Below are 17874 nucleotides of genomic sequence, written 5' to 3'. Positions count from 1 at the left end.
TACGCAAGAGGCATCAGACCACATGAACGAGCATCTTTTCGATAACGTTGTCATAGTTGGCGGGGGCACCGCTGGATGGATGGCCGCGGCGGCGCTTGGTTTTGTTTTGGAAGGTTCCAAAACCACGGTCACGCTCATCGAATCAGAAGAAATCGGCACGGTCGGCGTGGGCGAGGCGACTATTCCGCCAATCATCGCATTCAATCAGATGCTTGGCATTGATGAAGACACCTTTGTGCGTGAAACCAATGCGACTTTCAAACTGGGCATTGAGTTTGTCGACTGGCTGGAACTGGGCCACAGCTACATCCATCCTTTCGGCGATTTCGGCCATGATTTCGATGCCATTCCCTTCTACCAGTACTGGTTTCACCGGGCTCTCGCGGGCAAAAAGGACGATCTGTTTTCCTATTCACTGATGGTGGAGGCATGCCGGCGGGAAAAGTTCATGCGTCCTGTGCGCGACAACCCTCGTTCAGCTTATGCAGGGATCAATTACGCCTTCCAATTTGACGCATCTCTCTATGCAAAGTTCCTGAGAAAATACGCAGAGAACCATGGCGTTGAGCGGGTTGAAGGCAAGATCGGCCATGTCGATCAAGACGCCGAGAGCGGGCATGTAACAGCCGTTCGCACAGAAGACGGACGAGAGATCAGCGGCGATTTCTTTGTCGATTGCTCGGGCTTTCGCGGGCTGCTGATCGAGCAGGCGCTTGAGACAGGCTATGAGGATTGGCGCAGCTGGCTTCCCTGCGACAGAGCCTGGGCAGTGCCGACGGCTAAGCAGGCGGACCCCATCCCCTATACCCGGGCAACTGCGCGTGAGGCGGGCTGGCAGTGGCGCATCCCGCTGCAGCACCGGACGGGCAATGGCCACGTGTTCTGTAGCGAGTTTATCGACGAAGAGGCGGCGAAACAGACCTTGCTCGAGAACCTCGATAGCGAGCCGCTGGCTGATCCGCGCTTGCTGCGTTTCATAACGGGACACCGCAAGAAATTCTGGAACGGCAATGTGCTGGCGCTGGGCCTTGCTGCGGGCTTTATGGAGCCGCTCGAATCGACCAGCATTCATCTTGTGCAAACAAGCATCGCGAGGCTGCTCACCCATTTCCCAGACAAGCGCCTTAACCCAAGCGATATCGATGCCTTCAACACGCGGACATTGCATGAATATGAGAAGGTGCGCGATTTTCTGGTGTTGCATTACACCGCAACACGGCGCGATGACACGCCGTTTTGGCGCCATTGCCAAACGATTGCTCGCTCACCAGATTTGGCGCGGCGGCTCGCACAATTCGAGGCATCAGGCCGGATTTTTGAGGAAACCGGCGACATCTTTGGCACGGCCAGCTGGCTCGCCGTAATGTATGGGCAAGGGGTTGAGCCGCAGGCTAGCAACCCGCTTATCGCCAAAATGTCGATGGAGCGTGTGGACGCGCTTATCGGGAAGGTAGGGCAGACGATTGGCCATGCCGCCGAGCAAATGCCTACGCATCAAGGCTTTATTGACGAGCATTGTGCGGCGACCGCTAAGTGAAGCCATAGAACTGTGTCGTTTTCGCATCATTCACAATGAACAATTTGACCAGTGTTGACAACGTTGCCAAATTTCGTCCACAACAGGCTCGGGAAAATAAACTGCGGCTCAGGTAAGCCGTTTTTGGGAGGGAAAATCGCTATGCGATCTCAGAAGTCGTCGAATCACATCGGCAAATCTCTACTTTTTAGCGCGTCCACACTTGGACTGATCACGGCTGTTCCTGCTTTGGCGCAGGAAGCTGATGCGGAGACAACTCAAGAAGAGGCGAGTGATGACAATGTCATCATCGTGAGCGGCATCCGTCAGTCTTTGGCTACCGCGCAAGATACGAAGCGCAACGCTGATACGGTTGTAGACGTGATCACCGCATCCGACATCGGCGCGCTGCCTGACCGTTCGGTTTCCGAAGCCCTTCAGCGCGTTCCCGGAGTCTCTGTACTGCGCTTCGCTGGGCCGAATGATCCTGATCACTTCGCCGTTGAGGGTTCGGGCGTGGTTATTCGCGGCCTCCCATTCGTGCGCTCTGAGCTCAATGGAAGGGACGTATTCGCCGCGAATTCTGGCGGTGTGCTTGGTTTTGAAGATGTTTCCCCAGAGCTGCTCGGGAGCGTAGTCGTTTTCAAGAACTCTTCCGCCGACCTGATTGAGGGCGGTGCGGCTGGTACGATTGACCTACGCACACGTCTTCCATTCGACCAAAACAAACAGGTCATCGCAGCAAGCGTCGAGGCTCAGCTTACCGACCTAGCGGATGAAGTAACGCCAGGCGGCTCATTCCTCTATTCCAACAGCTGGGACACCGATGCCGGTCGTTTTGGCCTGCTTGGCAACATTTCGTACAACCGCCTGAAGACCCGCGGTGATGGTACCGGTCTTGCGGATTTCCAAGACCGAGACAATGGTGGCACGCCAAACGATACGTCAGACGATAATCTGATCACTGATGCCGCCGGCAACCCGCTCTATATCCCAGCTGGCGGTAGCATTCGCACACAGGAATTTGATCGCGAGCGTCTCTCGATTGCTGCTGCGGCTCAGTATGAAAGCAATGACGGTCGCTGGCTTGCGACTGCGCAGTTCCTGCGTTCTGACTCTACCCTCAAGTGGGGTGAGAATGTTATCGAGACCGCCGCAGATGGTGCTGCTCGTAGTCGTCCTGGTCTCGATCGGAGCGATTTTGTCTTTGACGACGATGGCATTTTTACCGGCGGTACGATTACCGATAACAGCCAGTGGCGCGGCCCCAACGGCGCTGCTTCTTTCCTATCGCCGACAGGTGGCCAGCAACTTGGACTTTATCGCGAGCGCCTCGAAGAAGATATTACCAATGACTACGGCTTCAACCTGAAGTTTGCTCCCACGGAGCGACTGCGCTTCAATTTTGACGCCCAATACATTGAGTCGACCGCGAACATATTCGATCTTACGGTTCACACGAGCTTCTTCTCACCAGTGACCGTGGATTCGTCGGTAGGTTCGGTTCCATTTGTGGGCTTCGAGAACACCAATCAGTTCTGGCGCTCTGCGATGGATCACACCACGCAGAATGAGGCGGATTCCTTCGCATTCCGCGGCGATATGGAATATGATTTCTCCGACGATGGGTGGCTGCGGTCAGCGCGTGTTGGTTTGCGTTATTCCGAAGAAGATGTGCTGATCCGCGAGTCTGACTTTAACTGGGGTAACATCTCAGAAGTCTGGACCGGTCGCTCAACTAACGGCCCAGACGCGCCGCTTGTTCAGCTAACTGGGAACGCTAACCCAGATGTTGAGGCTGCTGTTGCGCCATTGTTCGGTCTTCGAGCGTTCAGCGGCTATCAGCGCGGAGTGGGCACGGGGCTTGGCGCTCCACTGCTTGGCTTCACTGGCCCCGGCGCTGACGATTTTGATGGTTGGCAGGCAGTTCTGAACAATGTCCTAGCCGCAACTGGTGGTAGCCCGAGTGGCTGGGTGCCCCTAACAGAGCGCGACGGTGTTGTTGAAGGCACGCCTTTCCTGCCGAGCGAAATCGGCTCGGTGAAGCGCGAAAACTGGGCTGCGTATGCACGTCTTGATTTCGGCTCATACGACTTTCTCGGAGGCGAGCTGACAGGTAACATTGGCCTGCGGTATGTGCGGACTGATCGTTCGGTTGATACAACTACAACGTTGCCAAGCTTTGCGACGCTGTTCTCTTCAGCTGTGCCTGGAGATCCCACAACAGATCAGTGTGATCCTGGCTTCCCAGGTAGAGCCGATCCGACATTTACCGAGCCAGCTGTTTGCGCGATCCGCGACCAACTCTTGGCGCAAATCGGAGATGGACAGATACTACAGAGCACGGTCGATACTGATTACGATGAGTTTCTACCGAGCTTGAACCTGAAATATGATGCTGGCGGCGGTCATGTCGTTCGTTTTGCGGCGTCGCGTACGATGACGCGTCCCGGGGTCACTCAATTGAACGAGCGCGTTCGAGTGTCGGTATTGCCGGATACATCTGCCGGAGTGGGCCAGCCCAATACGTTTGGCGGTTTCAGCTCCAATGCGACTGGCAATGCCTCTTTGACCCCTCAGATTTCGACCAATTTCGATCTGGCTTGGGAATATTACTTCGCCGATGCTGGGTCGTTGACGGTCACCGGTTTCTACAAGGAAATCGATGATTTCATCGCCTTTGCACCAATAGAAATTCCGGCACAAATTGAAGGGCTTACGCTGCTGCGTAACTCTGAAGTCAACTCGGACGAGAAGGGTAAGGTCAAAGGCGTGGAGGTCGCGTACCAGCAGTTCTACGACTTCCTGCCGGGAATTTTGAGCGGCCTCGGGATGCAAGCGACCTACACTTATATCGACTCTGAAGGGGTCGCCAACCAATTGGGTGAAGGCCTTGCAAGTGATGATCCACCGACTGCGCGGTTTGATATCGATGCGGACGTCTTCCCACGGATTTCGAAGCATAACTTCAACCTTATCGGTCTTTACGAGAAGGGCAGGGTTCAAGCGCGTGTGGCTTATAACTGGCGGAGTGATTTCCAGCTGACGCCGCGCGATGTGATCTTCCCGTTTGCCTCGATTTACCAGAAGGCAACCGGACAGCTCGACGCCTCGATCTTCATGGACGTGACGGACAATTGGAAGATCGGTGTCCAGGGCGTGAACCTGCTCGACGACATTACTGAGACAGAGCAGACGATCAATGAAGCTGGCTTGCGTGCACCGCGTAACTTCTTCCGCAACGATAGGCGCCTTAGCTTCATCGTTCGCGCTTCATATTGATGGGGTAACCTATCAATGAGAGGGTTTTCTCTCTCTTCTCCCCACCCGGATGGCTTAGCGGTCATCCGGGTGTTTGAGATTTTGAGATAGTGGAAAGTCGCTCTGGACCTGACGCATTCTCCCGTTGATGTGGCTAGTTGTGTCAAGAGCAGCACGATGAATAGCTGCGCCGCACAAAAGTACTGAGGGGACGCACTGTGACGCTTGAGACGATCGATATCGTAATTATTGTCGGCTATGCGCTGGCATTGCTGGGTATCGCGCTGGCGGTTAGCCGCGAGCCTGCCGGGCATTCCAAAAACACCGAGGATTACTTTCTGGCTGGCCGCGCCCTGCCGTGGTGGGCAATCGGTGCATCGCTGATCGCGTCCAACATTTCCGCGGAACAGATCATCGGCCAGTCGGGACAGGGCTTTGTCGTTGGCATGGCGATTGCGGCTTACGAATGGCAGGCTGCGCTGGTTCTGATCATCGTTGCGAAATACTTCCTGCCGATCTTCCTGAAGCGCAAGATTTACACCATGCCTCAGTTCCTCGCTCAGCGTTATGGCGAGGGCGTCAAAACACTGATGAGCGTGTTCTGGGTAGCGCTCTATACGGCGGTGAACCTTACTACCGTATTGTGGTTGGGCGGCCTCGCTGTCGACTCGCTCACCGGGTGGGGCGTGATGGGTTCAATGGCCGCGCTCGCCGGATTTGCCGCGCTTTACTCGCTCTATGGCGGCCTCAAAGCGGTCGCGCTCACTGACATTATTCAGGTCGTTATCCTGATCTTTGGCGGCCTTGCGATCACCTGGATCGCGCTGGACGCATTGCCAGCGGACGGCGCGCTGGGCGGATTGTCTTTGCTGGTGCAGGAAATGCCTGGCCACTTCGAGATGATCCTCGATGAGAGCCATCCCTCATATAGCGACCTGCCCGGCATCTGGACATTGCTGGGCGGCCTTTGGGTGCTGCATTTCAGCTATTGGGGCTTCAACCAATATATCATTCAGCGTGCGCTCGGAGCGGAAAACCTGGGTGAGGCGCAAAAAGGTCTCGCTTTTGCTGCGTTCTTGAAGCTGCTGGTGCCCTTCATCGTCGTCATTCCCGGCATTGCGGCGGTCATGCTTGCGCAGCAGGGTTTGGTCGATGGCGGCGCGCTGGCGGAGCGGTCTGACCGTACATATGGCGAGCTTATGGGAATGGCGCCTGCGGGCCTGCGGGGGCTGGTTTTTGCAGCGCTTATCGCAGCCGTTGTCTCATCGCTTGCTTCGATGATGAACTCTATCTCGACGATTTTCACGATGGACTTGTACCGCTCGGTAAAGCCTGACCAGACTGAGAAGCACTATGTTACGGTTGGCCGGGTGTCGGCTTTTGTCGCGATGGGCCTTGCACTGGTGCTGGCGCGTCCGTTCCTTGGTGGCTTCGAAAGCGCGTTTCAGACGGTCCAGGAGTACACTGGCTATATTGCGCCGGGCGTAGTGATCGTCTTCCTGCTTGGCTTCTTTGACAAGCGGGCCAATACGGCCGGCGCTTACACCGCGCTGATTGGATCAGTGATCCTGAACCTTGTTGTCAACGCGGTGTTCCCAGAATTGCCGTTTGTTGTACGGATCTGGATCGTGTTCCTGGTGGTGCTGGTTGCGGCGGCAATTGTCTCGCGCCTGACTTCGGCCCCAGAGGAAGAGCGCAGCGTGAACCTGGGCGATATAGGCTTTGCCACCAGCGCTCTGTTCAACACGCTGTCGATTGTGGTCATCGCGATCCTAGTCGGCCTCTATGCGGTTCTTTGGTAAGGCGCACCGCGTGCAATAGCTGACTTTCGGTGCGGACAAGCTGAAACAGGCTTGTTCCGCCTGACAATCCTGCCAATGTTGCGGCGCAGCGCTGGGGTGTTCGCTGGCCATCTTGGTCGGGCCCACAGCGCGCACCACAGCTTTGGGGAGCTAATTGCTATGATTATCGAGGAAGGGCCTGCTCATGCGTGATGAGTTAGTCGCCCGTTTAACCAATGCGCCAGTGGTTCCACTGGTCGGAACAGATGATGCGGATGTTGCGGTGAAAACTGCCGATGCACTTGCCGCTGGCGGTTTGAGTGTTATTGAGGTGGTACTCCGCAGTGACAATGCGCAGGCGGGTATGGAGGCCATTCTGGAGCGGTGTGACGACGTTATTGTCGGCGCAGGCACAGTGCTTACGCTTGATCAGGCCAAGGCAGTGCATCAGGCGGGTGCGCAATTCATAGTATGTCCTGGCCTCGTCGATGAAATCGCCGAATATTGTTTGGCTGAGGACGTGCCGATCTATCCGGGCACGATGACTGCAGGGGAAGTTCAGCGGGCTTACGCGCTCGGCCTGCGCGAAGTGAAGTTCTTCCCGGCTAGCCTTGCTGGCGGTGTCCCAATGCTCAAAGCGCTTGGTTCAGTGTTTCGCGAAATGCGCTTTATGCCCACGGGCGGCGTGTCGGCAGCAAATCTGTCTGAGTTTCTTGCGCTGGATAGTGTGATCGCATGCGGCGGAAGCTGGCTGACCCCGAAAGACGCAGTCGCGAGCGGCGATTTCGCGGCTATCACACGCCTTGCCGAAGAAGCTGTTTCTATCGCCGCGACCGCTCGCAGCTAAGCACATTTGCAGGTCTCAAAGTACCTGCCCTTTGTAGAGAATACCTATGACCACAGTCGCTAGCCTCGTTGATCGTCTGCGTGAACTGCACCAGCGCACCTCGGAAACGCCCTTGTTCAATCCGGTATTTCAACTTGGTCTTGAGGTGTCGCGGGAGCTGGAGAACGGCACCATGTCGCTGGGCGATCTTGAAAGGCTGGTTGCCGAATTGGAAAGCGACGGCCTCGCCGCCCGTGCAACGCGGCTAACGCGCCTGCTTGATCCGGTGGCACCTGAGGCGAATGATGCTGCGGCGAGCTCCTTAGTCGAAGAATCGAGCTTTGAGGAATTTGCGGAGCGCTGGCGCGAGCCGAGCGCGCATATCGTCTTCACCGCGCACCCGACATTTCTGCTGACTGAGGAGCAATCGCGCGTAGTGGCAAGTGCAGCAGAGCAGGGCACGGGCAACACCGCTACGTTCAATGCACCCGCGCTGGAGCGCGACTCGGTCACGCTCGAAACCGAACACGCAGCGGCGATGGCCGCCATTGCGCGTGGCCAGACGGCCCGAGACCGGATGAGCCGAACGCTGCTAAGCCAAGCGAGCGAAAAATGGCCAGATCAGTGGCGTGAGTTCAGGCCATTGCCTTCGCGCTTTGCGACATGGGTTGGTTATGACATGGATGGCCGCACAGATATTTCGTGGTCTACCTCAATCCGGTTCCGCCTGAGCGAGAAGGCGCAGCGACTGGCAAGCTACGCCGCAATGTTGGAAGAAGCAGCGCCTGATCACGCCAAGCAGCTCTCCTTTGCTGCGGAACACGCGACGCGCATGGCGACGATCTTTGCTGAAGATCTTACCGCGCCGGACGATTTGTCTCGTGCAGCTGATGCTCTGACAGCGGACCATCCACACAAATTGATCAGCCTTGCACCGATGATTGCTGAGCTTGAGCAACTCGCGGTGGATTCTGACGATGAGACGGCGACGACGCTATTGGTCGCCAGCGGCGCGATGCGGGCTGATGGCTTAGGTATGGGCTGGGTGCATTTCCGGGTGAACTCCAGCCAATTGCACAACGCCATTCGCCAGCGTTTAGGCGCGGAGCGCAGGCTTGATATCTCTAGCCAGGCGGCGATCGGCCAATTGCGCGAGGCGATTGCTGAAGCAAAACCGCTGCGGTCTAACTTTGCCGCGCTCGCCATCGAAAGCTCCACCGCGATCCGCCAATTCCTCGCGATGGCGCAGATCGTCGAGCATATCGATGCTGACAGCCCGATCCGCATGCTTATCGCAGAATGCGAGCAACCAACGACGGTTTTGGCAGCGCTCTATTTTGCCAAGCTGTTCGGCGTTGAGGACCGCGTCGATGTCTCGCCCCTGTTTGAAACACAAACCGCACTTGAGCATGGTGGGCGCTTCCTTGATGCCTTGCTGTCCGAAGAGATTTACCGCGACTATGCGCGGCTGCGCGGGCGCGTCTGTATCCAAACCGGCTTTTCCGACGCTGGGCGCTTTGTTGGGCAATTGCCTGCCTCACTGGCGATTGAGCGGCTCCAAGGCCGCCTGGCAGACGCGATGGTCGCCAATCAATTGACCGATGTGGCGGCTCTTATCTTCAACACCCACGGTGAAAGTATGGGGCGCGGTGCGCACCCCACCAGCATCACTGACCGAGTTGATTGGGCGCTCTCGCCATGGGCGCGCCGCCGCTTTGTGCGCGCAGGCATTCGCCTTGAGCCGGAAATGACCTTTCAGGGCGGAGACGGCTATCTGTTCTTCGGTACTGACGCACTGGCGCAGGCGACGCTAACACGTATTTTCGAGGCTGGCCCAAACCGCACAGATCCTGACGTGCCGACCGATGAGTTTTATCGCCGCACGGACCTGACGCTTGATTTTTACCGTGATATCCGCCGCGATCAGCTACGTCATTTGCGCTCCAAGACATACTCGCGTGCGGTCACTGCGTTTGGGCTTGGTATGCTCAACCAGACCGGTAGCCGCGTGTCGCGTCGCCAGTCTGATCTCTCCGCTGACCGGGATATGAGCCTGCGCCAGATCCGCGCGATCCCGCATAACGCTGTGCTGCAACAGCTCGGCTATCCGGTGAACGTTATCGCCGGGGTTGGCACCGCTGCGGAAGGCGCAAGCGATGAGCTGCCTGGCTTGCTTGCGGAAAGCCCGCGTGGGCGGCAAATGTTCCGGCTGTTGCGCGCGGCAAATGCGCTCGCGAGCATCAAGACTGTCGCGGCATATGGCGAGCTGTTTAATTCCGCCTATTGGGCCAGCCGGCCCTATCGCGGAACTGAGCAGCATTTGGAAGATCCATGCCTCGCGCTGGCGGAATATCTGACCAAGGATGATCGCACGGGCGTGTTCCGGCGACTTGCTTCGCGTCTGCGGGTCGATGCTATGAAACTGCACCGCCTACTTGCGCATATCCCCGATGAGACGCCGCTGCCTGACCGCGAAAACAAGCGCCGTGCCATTGGCGTGCTTCAGGCGCTGCGGCTTGCACTGCTTCAGCACATGTTCCTCAAAGTCGTGTCTGTCCCGCCGTTTAGCCGGGCGAATGATATCAGCCGCGATGATGTGATGGAGATGGTGTTCACGCTGCGGATTGACGACGCGCTGGCGCAATTGCGCCGGGCTTTCCCGACCAGCTATCCCTCAATCACCGATTTCGAGGTCGCGTCGCCGAGCGATTATCCGGATCAGGGGGCCAATGGCTATCGCTCGATCCATGAGAATTACATTGAACCGTTAGATGAAGCTTATCAGCTCTCGCTGCGTGTCTCGACGGCCATTGCGAATATCTTCGGCGCGCATGGGTAGAACTGGCCTCAAGTAGCGAAGCGGTAGGCCAAAAAGCACAGGCAGGGCGCGGACGGCTTCGGCTAGCGATCTACAAGCAAAGCCAATAACGCAAAGCTCGCCAGCCAGTGCTCACCAGCATAATCGCCAGTCACATGCGGGATTGATGCATCCAGATGATTGGCGGCCGCATCGGGCCTGCTAAGCCCTTTCCATGCCCATGCTCGCGAGAGATTTAACCCGTCGAGATGTGCGATTTTGCCATCGCTTCGGTCGCTCACGATTGCGGGCTTAAAGAGCGTTGCCGGCTCGCCGCTGCCACTGCCGGGAAGGAATGATCGGAACCACGCTGCAAATTCATCTTCGGGCAGGCAACCACGCATCAACAAGGCTTCTGACAAAGCGGAAGAGAGGAATTCATCGCCGCATGGTTCCCAGGCCTGGCAGTCTTGATCATCCGCAAACCACTCGCGTGCGCGCGATCTGATAAGCTCCGCCAGTGTTTCATCGAATTCGTCAGCCCATTCGAGCGCCAACGTGCAGGCGAAGGAGGTGTTGTAATGCGTGCCGGTGCGGATCGGATAGGTGAGCAGCGGTAGGTAATGCTTGAACCATGCGGCAAATTTGCGTGCGAGCGGCTCAAGGCCTTCACCCCAGTTTTGACCACCATGACGGGTCGCTTCCAAGTGCAGATATAGCAGCCATGCCCATCCATAGGGCCGCTCAAAGCTCGAGCTCTCTGGACGCTCCAGATAGGCGAGTTCAGCGCCTAGCTTGTGGGGTGTGAAAGTTTCTTGAGCCAGTGTCGTTATATCGCGTGCCTCGTCCGTTTCTGGATAGAGCCGCCGCAAGGTGAGCAAAGTCCACCAGCCATGCACACAGCTGTGCCAATCAAAACTGCCATAGAACACCGGGTGAAGCACGCTGGGCGGCAAGACGTCACCATTGCCGCTCATCACGTGATCGAGCTTGTGCGGATATTCGCGTGTCACATGACCCAAAGCGGCCTGCGCAAACCGGCGGGCGATATTTTCTGTCAGTTCCATAGATAGAACCCTGCGATGTAGATGATCAGTACGTTGCACACCCAGAGCGGAATGGCGGTGCCGATTTGCTGGCGGATGACGCCATATTGATCTTTCAATTCCAGCAGCGCAGCCGGGACGATGTTAAAGTTCGCGGCCATCGGTGTGCACAAAGTACCGCAGAAACCCGCCAGCATTCCAACCGCCCCGATCACAGCAGGATCACCGTCAAATTGCTCAACCAGCACAGGGATGCCAATCGCAGCGGCCATCACTGGGAAGGCGGCAAAGGCATTGCCCATGATGATTGTGAAGAAGGCCATGCCGAGGCAAAAAATGAAGACAGCTAGGAAGATACTGCCCTCGGGGATTACTTCGCCAGCGAGCGATCCGATAATGTCGCCAACGCCGGCCAGCGCAAATACGCCGCCCAAGGCCGCGAGCATTTGCGGCAGCACTGCAGCCCAGCCGATCGAGTCCATTAAGCGGCGCCCTTCCTCGACTGGCGCGAGAAGGGGTGGTTTGAGCCATACCATCGTGAAAGCCAGCGCGAGCAGCACGCCAACTCCAAACAGGATCAGCGTCTCGCGTCGTTCCTCAAACAGGCCGGTCTCATTCAATGGCGTGAAGTTGTAAAGCAGCGTACCGACCACCGCAGTTATTGGGATGATCAGGGCCGGGAAGAACAGTCTGCTGCCGAGCTTCCCGGAGAATTGCAGCCGCTCGGCGAGCGAGGTGGTCGGCGGGTCGCTACGGCCGATCCAGCCGAACCCGGCGATTGCCACGAGGACCAACACCAGAATGCCATTCATAAGATCGGAAAATTGTCCGCCGAAGAAGAAGCTGACCGCCAGCAGACCCCAGAAGGCGGCATTGCCCCAACGCTTGCCATTGGTGACATCGCGCGCGCTCATCACAGCCCAGATTGTGAAGATGATCCCTGCGAGGAAATAGAGCCAATCAAGTGTGATCATGCGTCATCTCCCTTGCTTGCTTGTCCGCCGGTGGCCGATTGCCCCAGTCGGCGCTCAAACGCCATCAAGCGGCCGCCATGGATAAAGAAGGCACAGATCGCGGTGGGGATCGCCCAGACGGAGAGTTCAAGCGGCGTCAGCGGGTAGCCCGAGCTCTCAAACACGCCTTGAATCAGAAGGATGGAGGCGATGGCGAAGAAGATGTCCTCACCAAAGAATAGCCCGACATTGTCCGTTGCGGCTGCCATGCCTTTGACCTTCTCATTGTCCTCTTCGGAGAGCTCGCCATGCGTGTTTTGCGCGGCGGCTTCGGCCATTGGCGCGACCAGCGGACGCACGGTTTGCGGGTGACCGCCAATGTCTTTCATGCCCAATGCCGCAGTGACTTGGCGGAAGCCGAGATAGATCACCAGCAAGCGGCCCATAGTTGCGCCGTGCACGCTCTCGATCAGAGCGCGCGCGCGCTGTTGCAGGCCGTAGCGCTCAAGTAAGCCAATGACGGGCAGGATGATCCAGGTGACGCTGATATACCGATTGTCGTTAAAGGCTTTGCCCAGCGCCTCCACCACGGCGAGGAAATCGAGCCCGCCGAGCAGGCCCGTCGTGATCGCTGCGACCACCACCACCATGAGCGGATTGAAACGCAGGGCAAATCCGATGACGACCACCAGAATGCCGATTAGCGGCCAGTAACTCATAAATTTGTCCCCTCAGACCTTGCCGTAGCCACCGCCGCCAGGCGTGTGAATGACGAAGCTGTCACCCGGCTCCATATCGGCCGCAGCGCTTGCCGGTAGTTCCTCAATAGCCCCATCCGATCGTTCGACCCAGTTACGGCCAGGCTTTGCATCGCCCCCGCCCATGATCCCTTGTGGTGGAACTCCGCGGCGATTTGCGAGCATATTGGCGCGCATGGTTTCGAGGAATGTCACATGCCGCTCAACCCCGTCACCGCCTTTGTGTGCGCCACCTCCGCCAGAGCCGCTCCGGATCGCGAAGCGTTCCAGTCGAACCGGAAGCCGCGTCTCCAAAATCTCCGGGTCAGTCAGACGGCTATTGGTCATATGGGTTTGCACTGCGCTGGTGCCGTGATGATCTGGTCCAGCGCCCGATCCGCCCGCAATCGTCTCATAGTATTGATGGCGGTCATTGCCGAAGGTGAAGTTGTTCATCGTGCCTTGTGACGGGGCGAGCTGGCCAGTCGCCGCGAACAGCGCATCGGTGATCACCTGGCTCGTCTCGACATTGCCAGCGACAACGGCTGCACCGGGTGCGGGGTCAAGCATAGACCCTTTCGGGACGATCAGCTTCACGGGTCTGAGGCACCCATCATTCATCGGGATCGGATCATCAATCAAAGTGCGCAGGACATAGAGCGTTGCCGCGCGCGTGATGGATCGCGGCGCGTTGAAATTATCGTCCTGCTGACGGCTGGTTCCGGTAAAATCGATGGTGGCAGAGCGGCTGTCGCGGTCGATGCGGATGGAGATGGAGATCTGCGCGCCGCTATCCATGGGATAGGTAAATGCGCCATCCTCTAGCCGGTCGAGCAGACGGCGCACTTGTTCCTCAGCATTGTCCAAGACGTGGCCCATAAATGCCCGCACAACATCTGCGCCGCTATCGCGCGTGGCCGAAATGAGTAGCTCAGCGCCGCGCGTGCAGGCTGCCAGTTGCGCGCGCAAATCGGACAGATTGCGATCAGGATTGCGGGCTGGATAATTGCCTGAGGCGAGCACCGCGCGGATGGCGCTTTCCTGAAATTCGCCTTGATCGACGAGGAGTACATTGTCGATCAGCACGCCTTCTTCTTCGATGGATTGGCTGTCTGGCGGCATGGAGCCGGGCGCGATCCCTCCGATATCGGAGTGGTGCCCGCGTGCCGCCACAAAGGCGTCGGGCTGAACGCTTCTGTCATCGTAAAACACCGGCACAATTACCGTTACGTCGGGCAAATGAGTGCCGCCGCGATAGGGATCGTTGAGGACATAGGCGTCGCCGCGCAATATGCCTCGCCCGTCGCGTGGGCTACCGTTCGCATCATTACCACGCGCCTCAATCACACGTCTGATGCTGTCACCCATTGAGCCCAAGTGCACCGGGATATGAGGGGCATTGGCGATCAATGCTCCCAGGGCATCGAATAGCGCGCAGGAGAAATCGAGCCGTTCCTTGATATTGACCGAAGTCGCAGTGGATTGGAGCACAACACCCATTTCCTCAGCGATGGCCATGAATAGACTGTTGAAGATCTCAAGGCGGACCGGATCGACTTTAGTGCCCGCCGCACGGCTACGTTCCAGCGCCTTGTGCCGGGTCAACACGAGGCTTCCATCCTGTTTGCGCTCCGCCTGCCATCCCGGCTCAACGACGGTGGTCGATCCCGGGTCAATGATCAGGAGCGGACCTTTGGCAGCCTCACTTTCGGCAAGCTCGCCTCGCTCCACGAAAGCCCATTCGCCGCTTGGCTGCGCGGTGCCTGCTGCGGTGATTGATGCCGATGAGGCCACCTCTGAGCTATTGCCGCTTGCCTCAACGCTGAGCGCTTCCACGATGATCGCCGCTGTGTCATCCGAATATCCGAATTGCTTGCGGTGCTCGGACCGGAAGGTCTGCTCCATCTCGGATTTCGAGCTACAGAGAAGTGTGATCACGCTGTCGCTACCCTCAAAACGCAGCCTCGCGCGTGAGGTGATGGTAATTGCTTGGCTCTCAATGCCTTGCGCGTTTAGGTCGCGGCGTGCCTCCTCTTGCAACGCGCCAAGTGCGTCATCGAAATCCTGCGACAGGTCTTGTGCTAAGCTCTTCTCGCGGATCGCTTTTACCGGCGCGAGGCCGATCCCATAGGCTGACAGCATGCCTGCTAGTGGGTGGATCAGCACCGTTTCCATGCCCAGCGCATCGGCCACGCGGCAAGCATGCTGGCCGCCTGCGCCGCCGAAGCATGCGAGCGCGTAGCGGGTAACATCGTGCCCGCGCGCAACGCTGATCTTGCGGATGGCATTGGCCATATTGTCGACGGCAATCTCGAGAAAACCTTCGGCGATATCGGCCAAGGATTGGGTGTGACCCACCGCATCGGCGATCTCTTGGATGCGTTCTTGCGCGGCCTTTTTGCTGAGTGCTTGATTGCCATCGGGTCCGAATACGTGTGGGAAAAAGGCTGGATCGATGCGCCCCAAAAACAGATTGCAATCGGTCACCGTCAGTGGGCCGCCTTTACGGTAGCACGCTGGGCCCGGGTCTGCGCCCGCGCTTTCAGGACCGACCCGAAACCGGCTGCCGTCAAAGCTGCAAATTGAGCCACCGCCCGCCGCAACAGTGTGGATCTGCATCATCGGCGCTGCGATACGGATGCCAGCAATTGTGCTGTCACTGGTGAGCTCCAAATCGCCTGCGTAATGCGCAACGTCCGTGCTGGTTCCGCCCATATCGAAACCGATGAGCCTTGTGTGCCCCAGCGGTGCGCTAGCTGCGACCATGCCCACCACTCCGCCCGCCGGACCTGATAAAATCGCGTCTTTTCCGCGAAAATTGTGCCCGTCTGCAAGGCCGCCATTGGACTGCATAAAGCGCAGCTGTTCAGTGTCAGGAAGCTCAGCCTCAAGCTCTTCGACATAGTGGCGCAGGACCGGGGACAAATAGGCGTCGACCACGGTGGTGTCGCCGCGCGGGATCAGGCGGATAAGCGGTGCAACTTCATGGCTGACGCTGATCTGCGAAAAGCCAGCACCGCGGGCTAGTTCAGCTAGCCGCTGCTCGTGCGCAGGGTACTTCCAACCATGCATCAGGATGATAGCGATGGCTTCAATGCCGTCGGCACGCGCCGCTGCAAACGCTGTCGCAGCGGCAGCTTCGTCCAGCTCGGTCAAGACGTCGCCATCGACGCTCACGCGCTCAGAAATCTCAATTACCTGCTCAGCGGGCTGCTCGGGTAGTACAATATGCCGTGCGAATATCTCAGGGCGCGCCTGCGTTCCGATCCGCAGGGCATCGCCGAAACCGCGCGTAATGCACAGCGCGACCCGTTCGCCCTTGCGCTCCAGCAGAGCGTTGGTCGCGACCGTAGTGCCTACCCGCATCTCGCCAATCGGGGCTTCGCCATGCTGCGCCATGAGCCGCCGCACAGCCTCGCTCGCTGCGTCGTTATAATGCCCAGGATTAACCGATAGCAGCTTGTCAGTAACGAGCTGGCCAGCGGGCGTCACCGCCACAACATCGGTAAACGTACCACCACGATCAACGGCAAAGCGCCACGCGCCGCCGGTTGGCTCTTCGTTATTGCTCAAAACCTATCCCGCATGAGTGCGCACCTTAAGTCGAACGCCATGCGGGACAAGGTGTTAGTCAACGAAATCATCCACCGTCTCGACAATGATTGCCGGGGCCATACCGCCCGCCGCGCACATCGTCACCAAACCACGCTTGAGGCCGCGCCGCTCTAGCTCATCGACGATTGTACCGATCAGGATAGAACCGGTCGCGCCGATTGGGTGGCCCAGCGCAATCGAGCCGCCATTGACGTTGACCTTGTCCCAATCAAGCTCAAGATCGCGAACGAACTTGGCCGCGACAACTGCGAAAGCTTCGTTGATCTCGTACAGGTCGATATCGTCCTTTGTTAGGCCAGCCTTCTCCAGAACCTTCTTGGCGGCGGGCACTGGCGCGTTGAGCATCAAGGTCGGATCATCGCCCATATTCGCAGTCGCGACAATGCGCGCGCGCGGCTTCAGGCCATTCTTTTGCGCATAGTCTTTGCTGGCGACCAGAACCGCCGCCGCGCCATCAACCACGCCAGAGCTATTGCCCGCATGGTGAAAGTTTTGAATATCGACGTCAGGATATTTCTGATTGATCAGACCGCGGAAGGTCGTGCCATGGGCATCGAGCGGTATGTCAGCGATTTTGGTGAAGGCAGGCTCCAGCTCGGCAAGCCCTTCCAGCGTTGTTTGCGGGCGAGGGTACTCGTCCTTGTCGAGCAGCACTGTGCCATCGTCAGCCACCACAGGGACAACGGACTTTTCAAACCGGCCTTCGTTCAGAGCTACTGCCGCACGCTGCTGACTGCGATAGCCGACCTCGTCGAGTTCTTCGCGGGTGAAACCTTCAATCGTCGCGATGGCATCGCCGCAAATCCCCTGGTGCGATTGCGGGTGAACCTTCTGGAGCCGCTCATTGTAGCTGCCCATCATAGGCGGTTTGATCCCGGCCTGCATTTTCTCTTTCGACATGGCAGCGGTGAGGCTCATCATTTCTGTGCCGCCGGCAACCACGCAATCTTCCATGCCGCTCATCACTTGGGCGGCCGCGAGACTAACCGACGTAATTCCGCCCCCGCAGAACCGGTCAAGCGTGGTCCCGCTGGACGTGATGTCATAGCACGCATCAAGCGCGGCCATCCGGCCCAGGTCGCCCGCCTGCATGCCGTCTTGCGTGCTGACCGACCAGATCACATCGTCCACCGTGCTGGTGTCGAGGCTGTTGCGCTCCGCAATCGCTTTCAAGACCGTCGCAGCCAGATGCTGCGGGTGCTCAGCTGCCAGCGCGCCCTTGCCTTGCTTGCCGATACCGCGCGGGGTGCGCACCGCGTCGATGATATATGCCTCAGCCATGATTTTGGTCCTCTCCAATTGATTTTGCGAATCTTAGTTGACGTTTGCGTAAACCTTGGCC

Annotated in this window: 10 protein-coding genes; 5 read left to right on the top strand and 5 right to left on the bottom strand. The window is 58.0% G+C overall.

Annotated features, from left to right (window positions below; translation table 11 throughout):
- The first annotated feature begins 22 nt into the window (after positions 1–22).
- The 5 genes from ACFCXQ_RS13565 (at position 23) to ACFCXQ_RS13545 (ending at position 10223) form a co-directional block, all read left to right on the top strand.
- Entirely contained in the window at positions 23–1537 is a 1515-nt protein-coding gene (locus tag ACFCXQ_RS13565; RefSeq protein ID WP_379551460.1) for a tryptophan halogenase family protein, read from the top strand.
- Positions 1538–1678: 141 nt separating this feature from the next.
- Positions 1679–4798, top strand: coding sequence for a TonB-dependent receptor (locus tag ACFCXQ_RS13560; RefSeq protein ID WP_379551458.1), 3120 nt, complete (start codon positions 1679–1681; stop codon positions 4796–4798).
- Positions 4799–4995: 197 nt separating this feature from the next.
- Positions 4996–6579, top strand: a complete 1584-nt coding sequence (locus ACFCXQ_RS13555; protein WP_379551456.1) for a sodium/sugar symporter — start codon at positions 4996–4998, stop codon at positions 6577–6579.
- Between the two features lie 184 nt (positions 6580–6763).
- The gene (locus ACFCXQ_RS13550) at positions 6764–7405 is read left to right on the top strand and encodes a bifunctional 4-hydroxy-2-oxoglutarate aldolase/2-dehydro-3-deoxy-phosphogluconate aldolase (RefSeq protein ID WP_379551454.1); all 642 of its coding nucleotides are present in this window, start codon (positions 6764–6766) and stop codon (positions 7403–7405) included.
- 46 nt (positions 7406–7451) lie between these two features.
- Complete coding sequence (locus ACFCXQ_RS13545; RefSeq protein WP_379551452.1) at positions 7452–10223, top strand: phosphoenolpyruvate carboxylase; 2772 nt, start codon at positions 7452–7454, stop codon at positions 10221–10223.
- A gap of 62 nt (positions 10224–10285) precedes the next feature.
- Here the strand turns inward: ACFCXQ_RS13545 and ACFCXQ_RS13540 are convergent, their stop codons facing one another.
- The 5 genes from ACFCXQ_RS13540 to ACFCXQ_RS13520 are packed head-to-tail and all read right to left on the bottom strand — an operon-like array spanning position 10286 to position 17813.
- The gene (locus ACFCXQ_RS13540; RefSeq protein WP_379551450.1) at positions 10286–11248 is read right to left on the bottom strand and encodes a DUF2891 domain-containing protein; all 963 of its coding nucleotides are present in this window, start codon (positions 11246–11248) and stop codon (positions 10286–10288) included.
- A complete protein-coding gene (locus ACFCXQ_RS13535; RefSeq protein ID WP_379551448.1) occupies positions 11239–12201 on the bottom strand; it encodes a DUF979 domain-containing protein in 963 nt (320 codons plus the stop codon). The genes ACFCXQ_RS13540 and ACFCXQ_RS13535 overlap by 10 nt, the downstream gene beginning before the upstream one ends.
- On the bottom strand, positions 12198–12899 hold the full coding sequence (locus tag ACFCXQ_RS13530; protein WP_379551446.1) for a DUF969 domain-containing protein: 702 nt from the start codon (positions 12897–12899) through the stop codon (positions 12198–12200). Before ACFCXQ_RS13530 ends, ACFCXQ_RS13535 begins: the two co-directional genes overlap by 4 nt.
- Positions 12900–12911: 12 nt before the next feature.
- Positions 12912–16490, bottom strand: a complete 3579-nt coding sequence (locus tag ACFCXQ_RS13525; protein WP_379551444.1) for a hydantoinase B/oxoprolinase family protein — start codon at positions 16488–16490, stop codon at positions 12912–12914.
- A 54-nt stretch (positions 16491–16544) separates the two neighbouring features.
- On the bottom strand, positions 16545–17813 hold the full coding sequence (locus ACFCXQ_RS13520) for an acetyl-CoA C-acetyltransferase (protein ID WP_379551442.1): 1269 nt from the start codon (positions 17811–17813) through the stop codon (positions 16545–16547).
- Positions 17814–17874: the final 61 nt, after the last annotated feature.

Source organism: Qipengyuania rhodophyticola (genome assembly GCF_042493225.1).
Taxonomy (GTDB): Bacteria; Pseudomonadota; Alphaproteobacteria; order Sphingomonadales; family Sphingomonadaceae; genus Erythrobacter.
The sequence above is the reverse complement of the archived record's forward strand: the minus strand, read 5'-3'. Positions and strand labels throughout refer to the sequence as shown.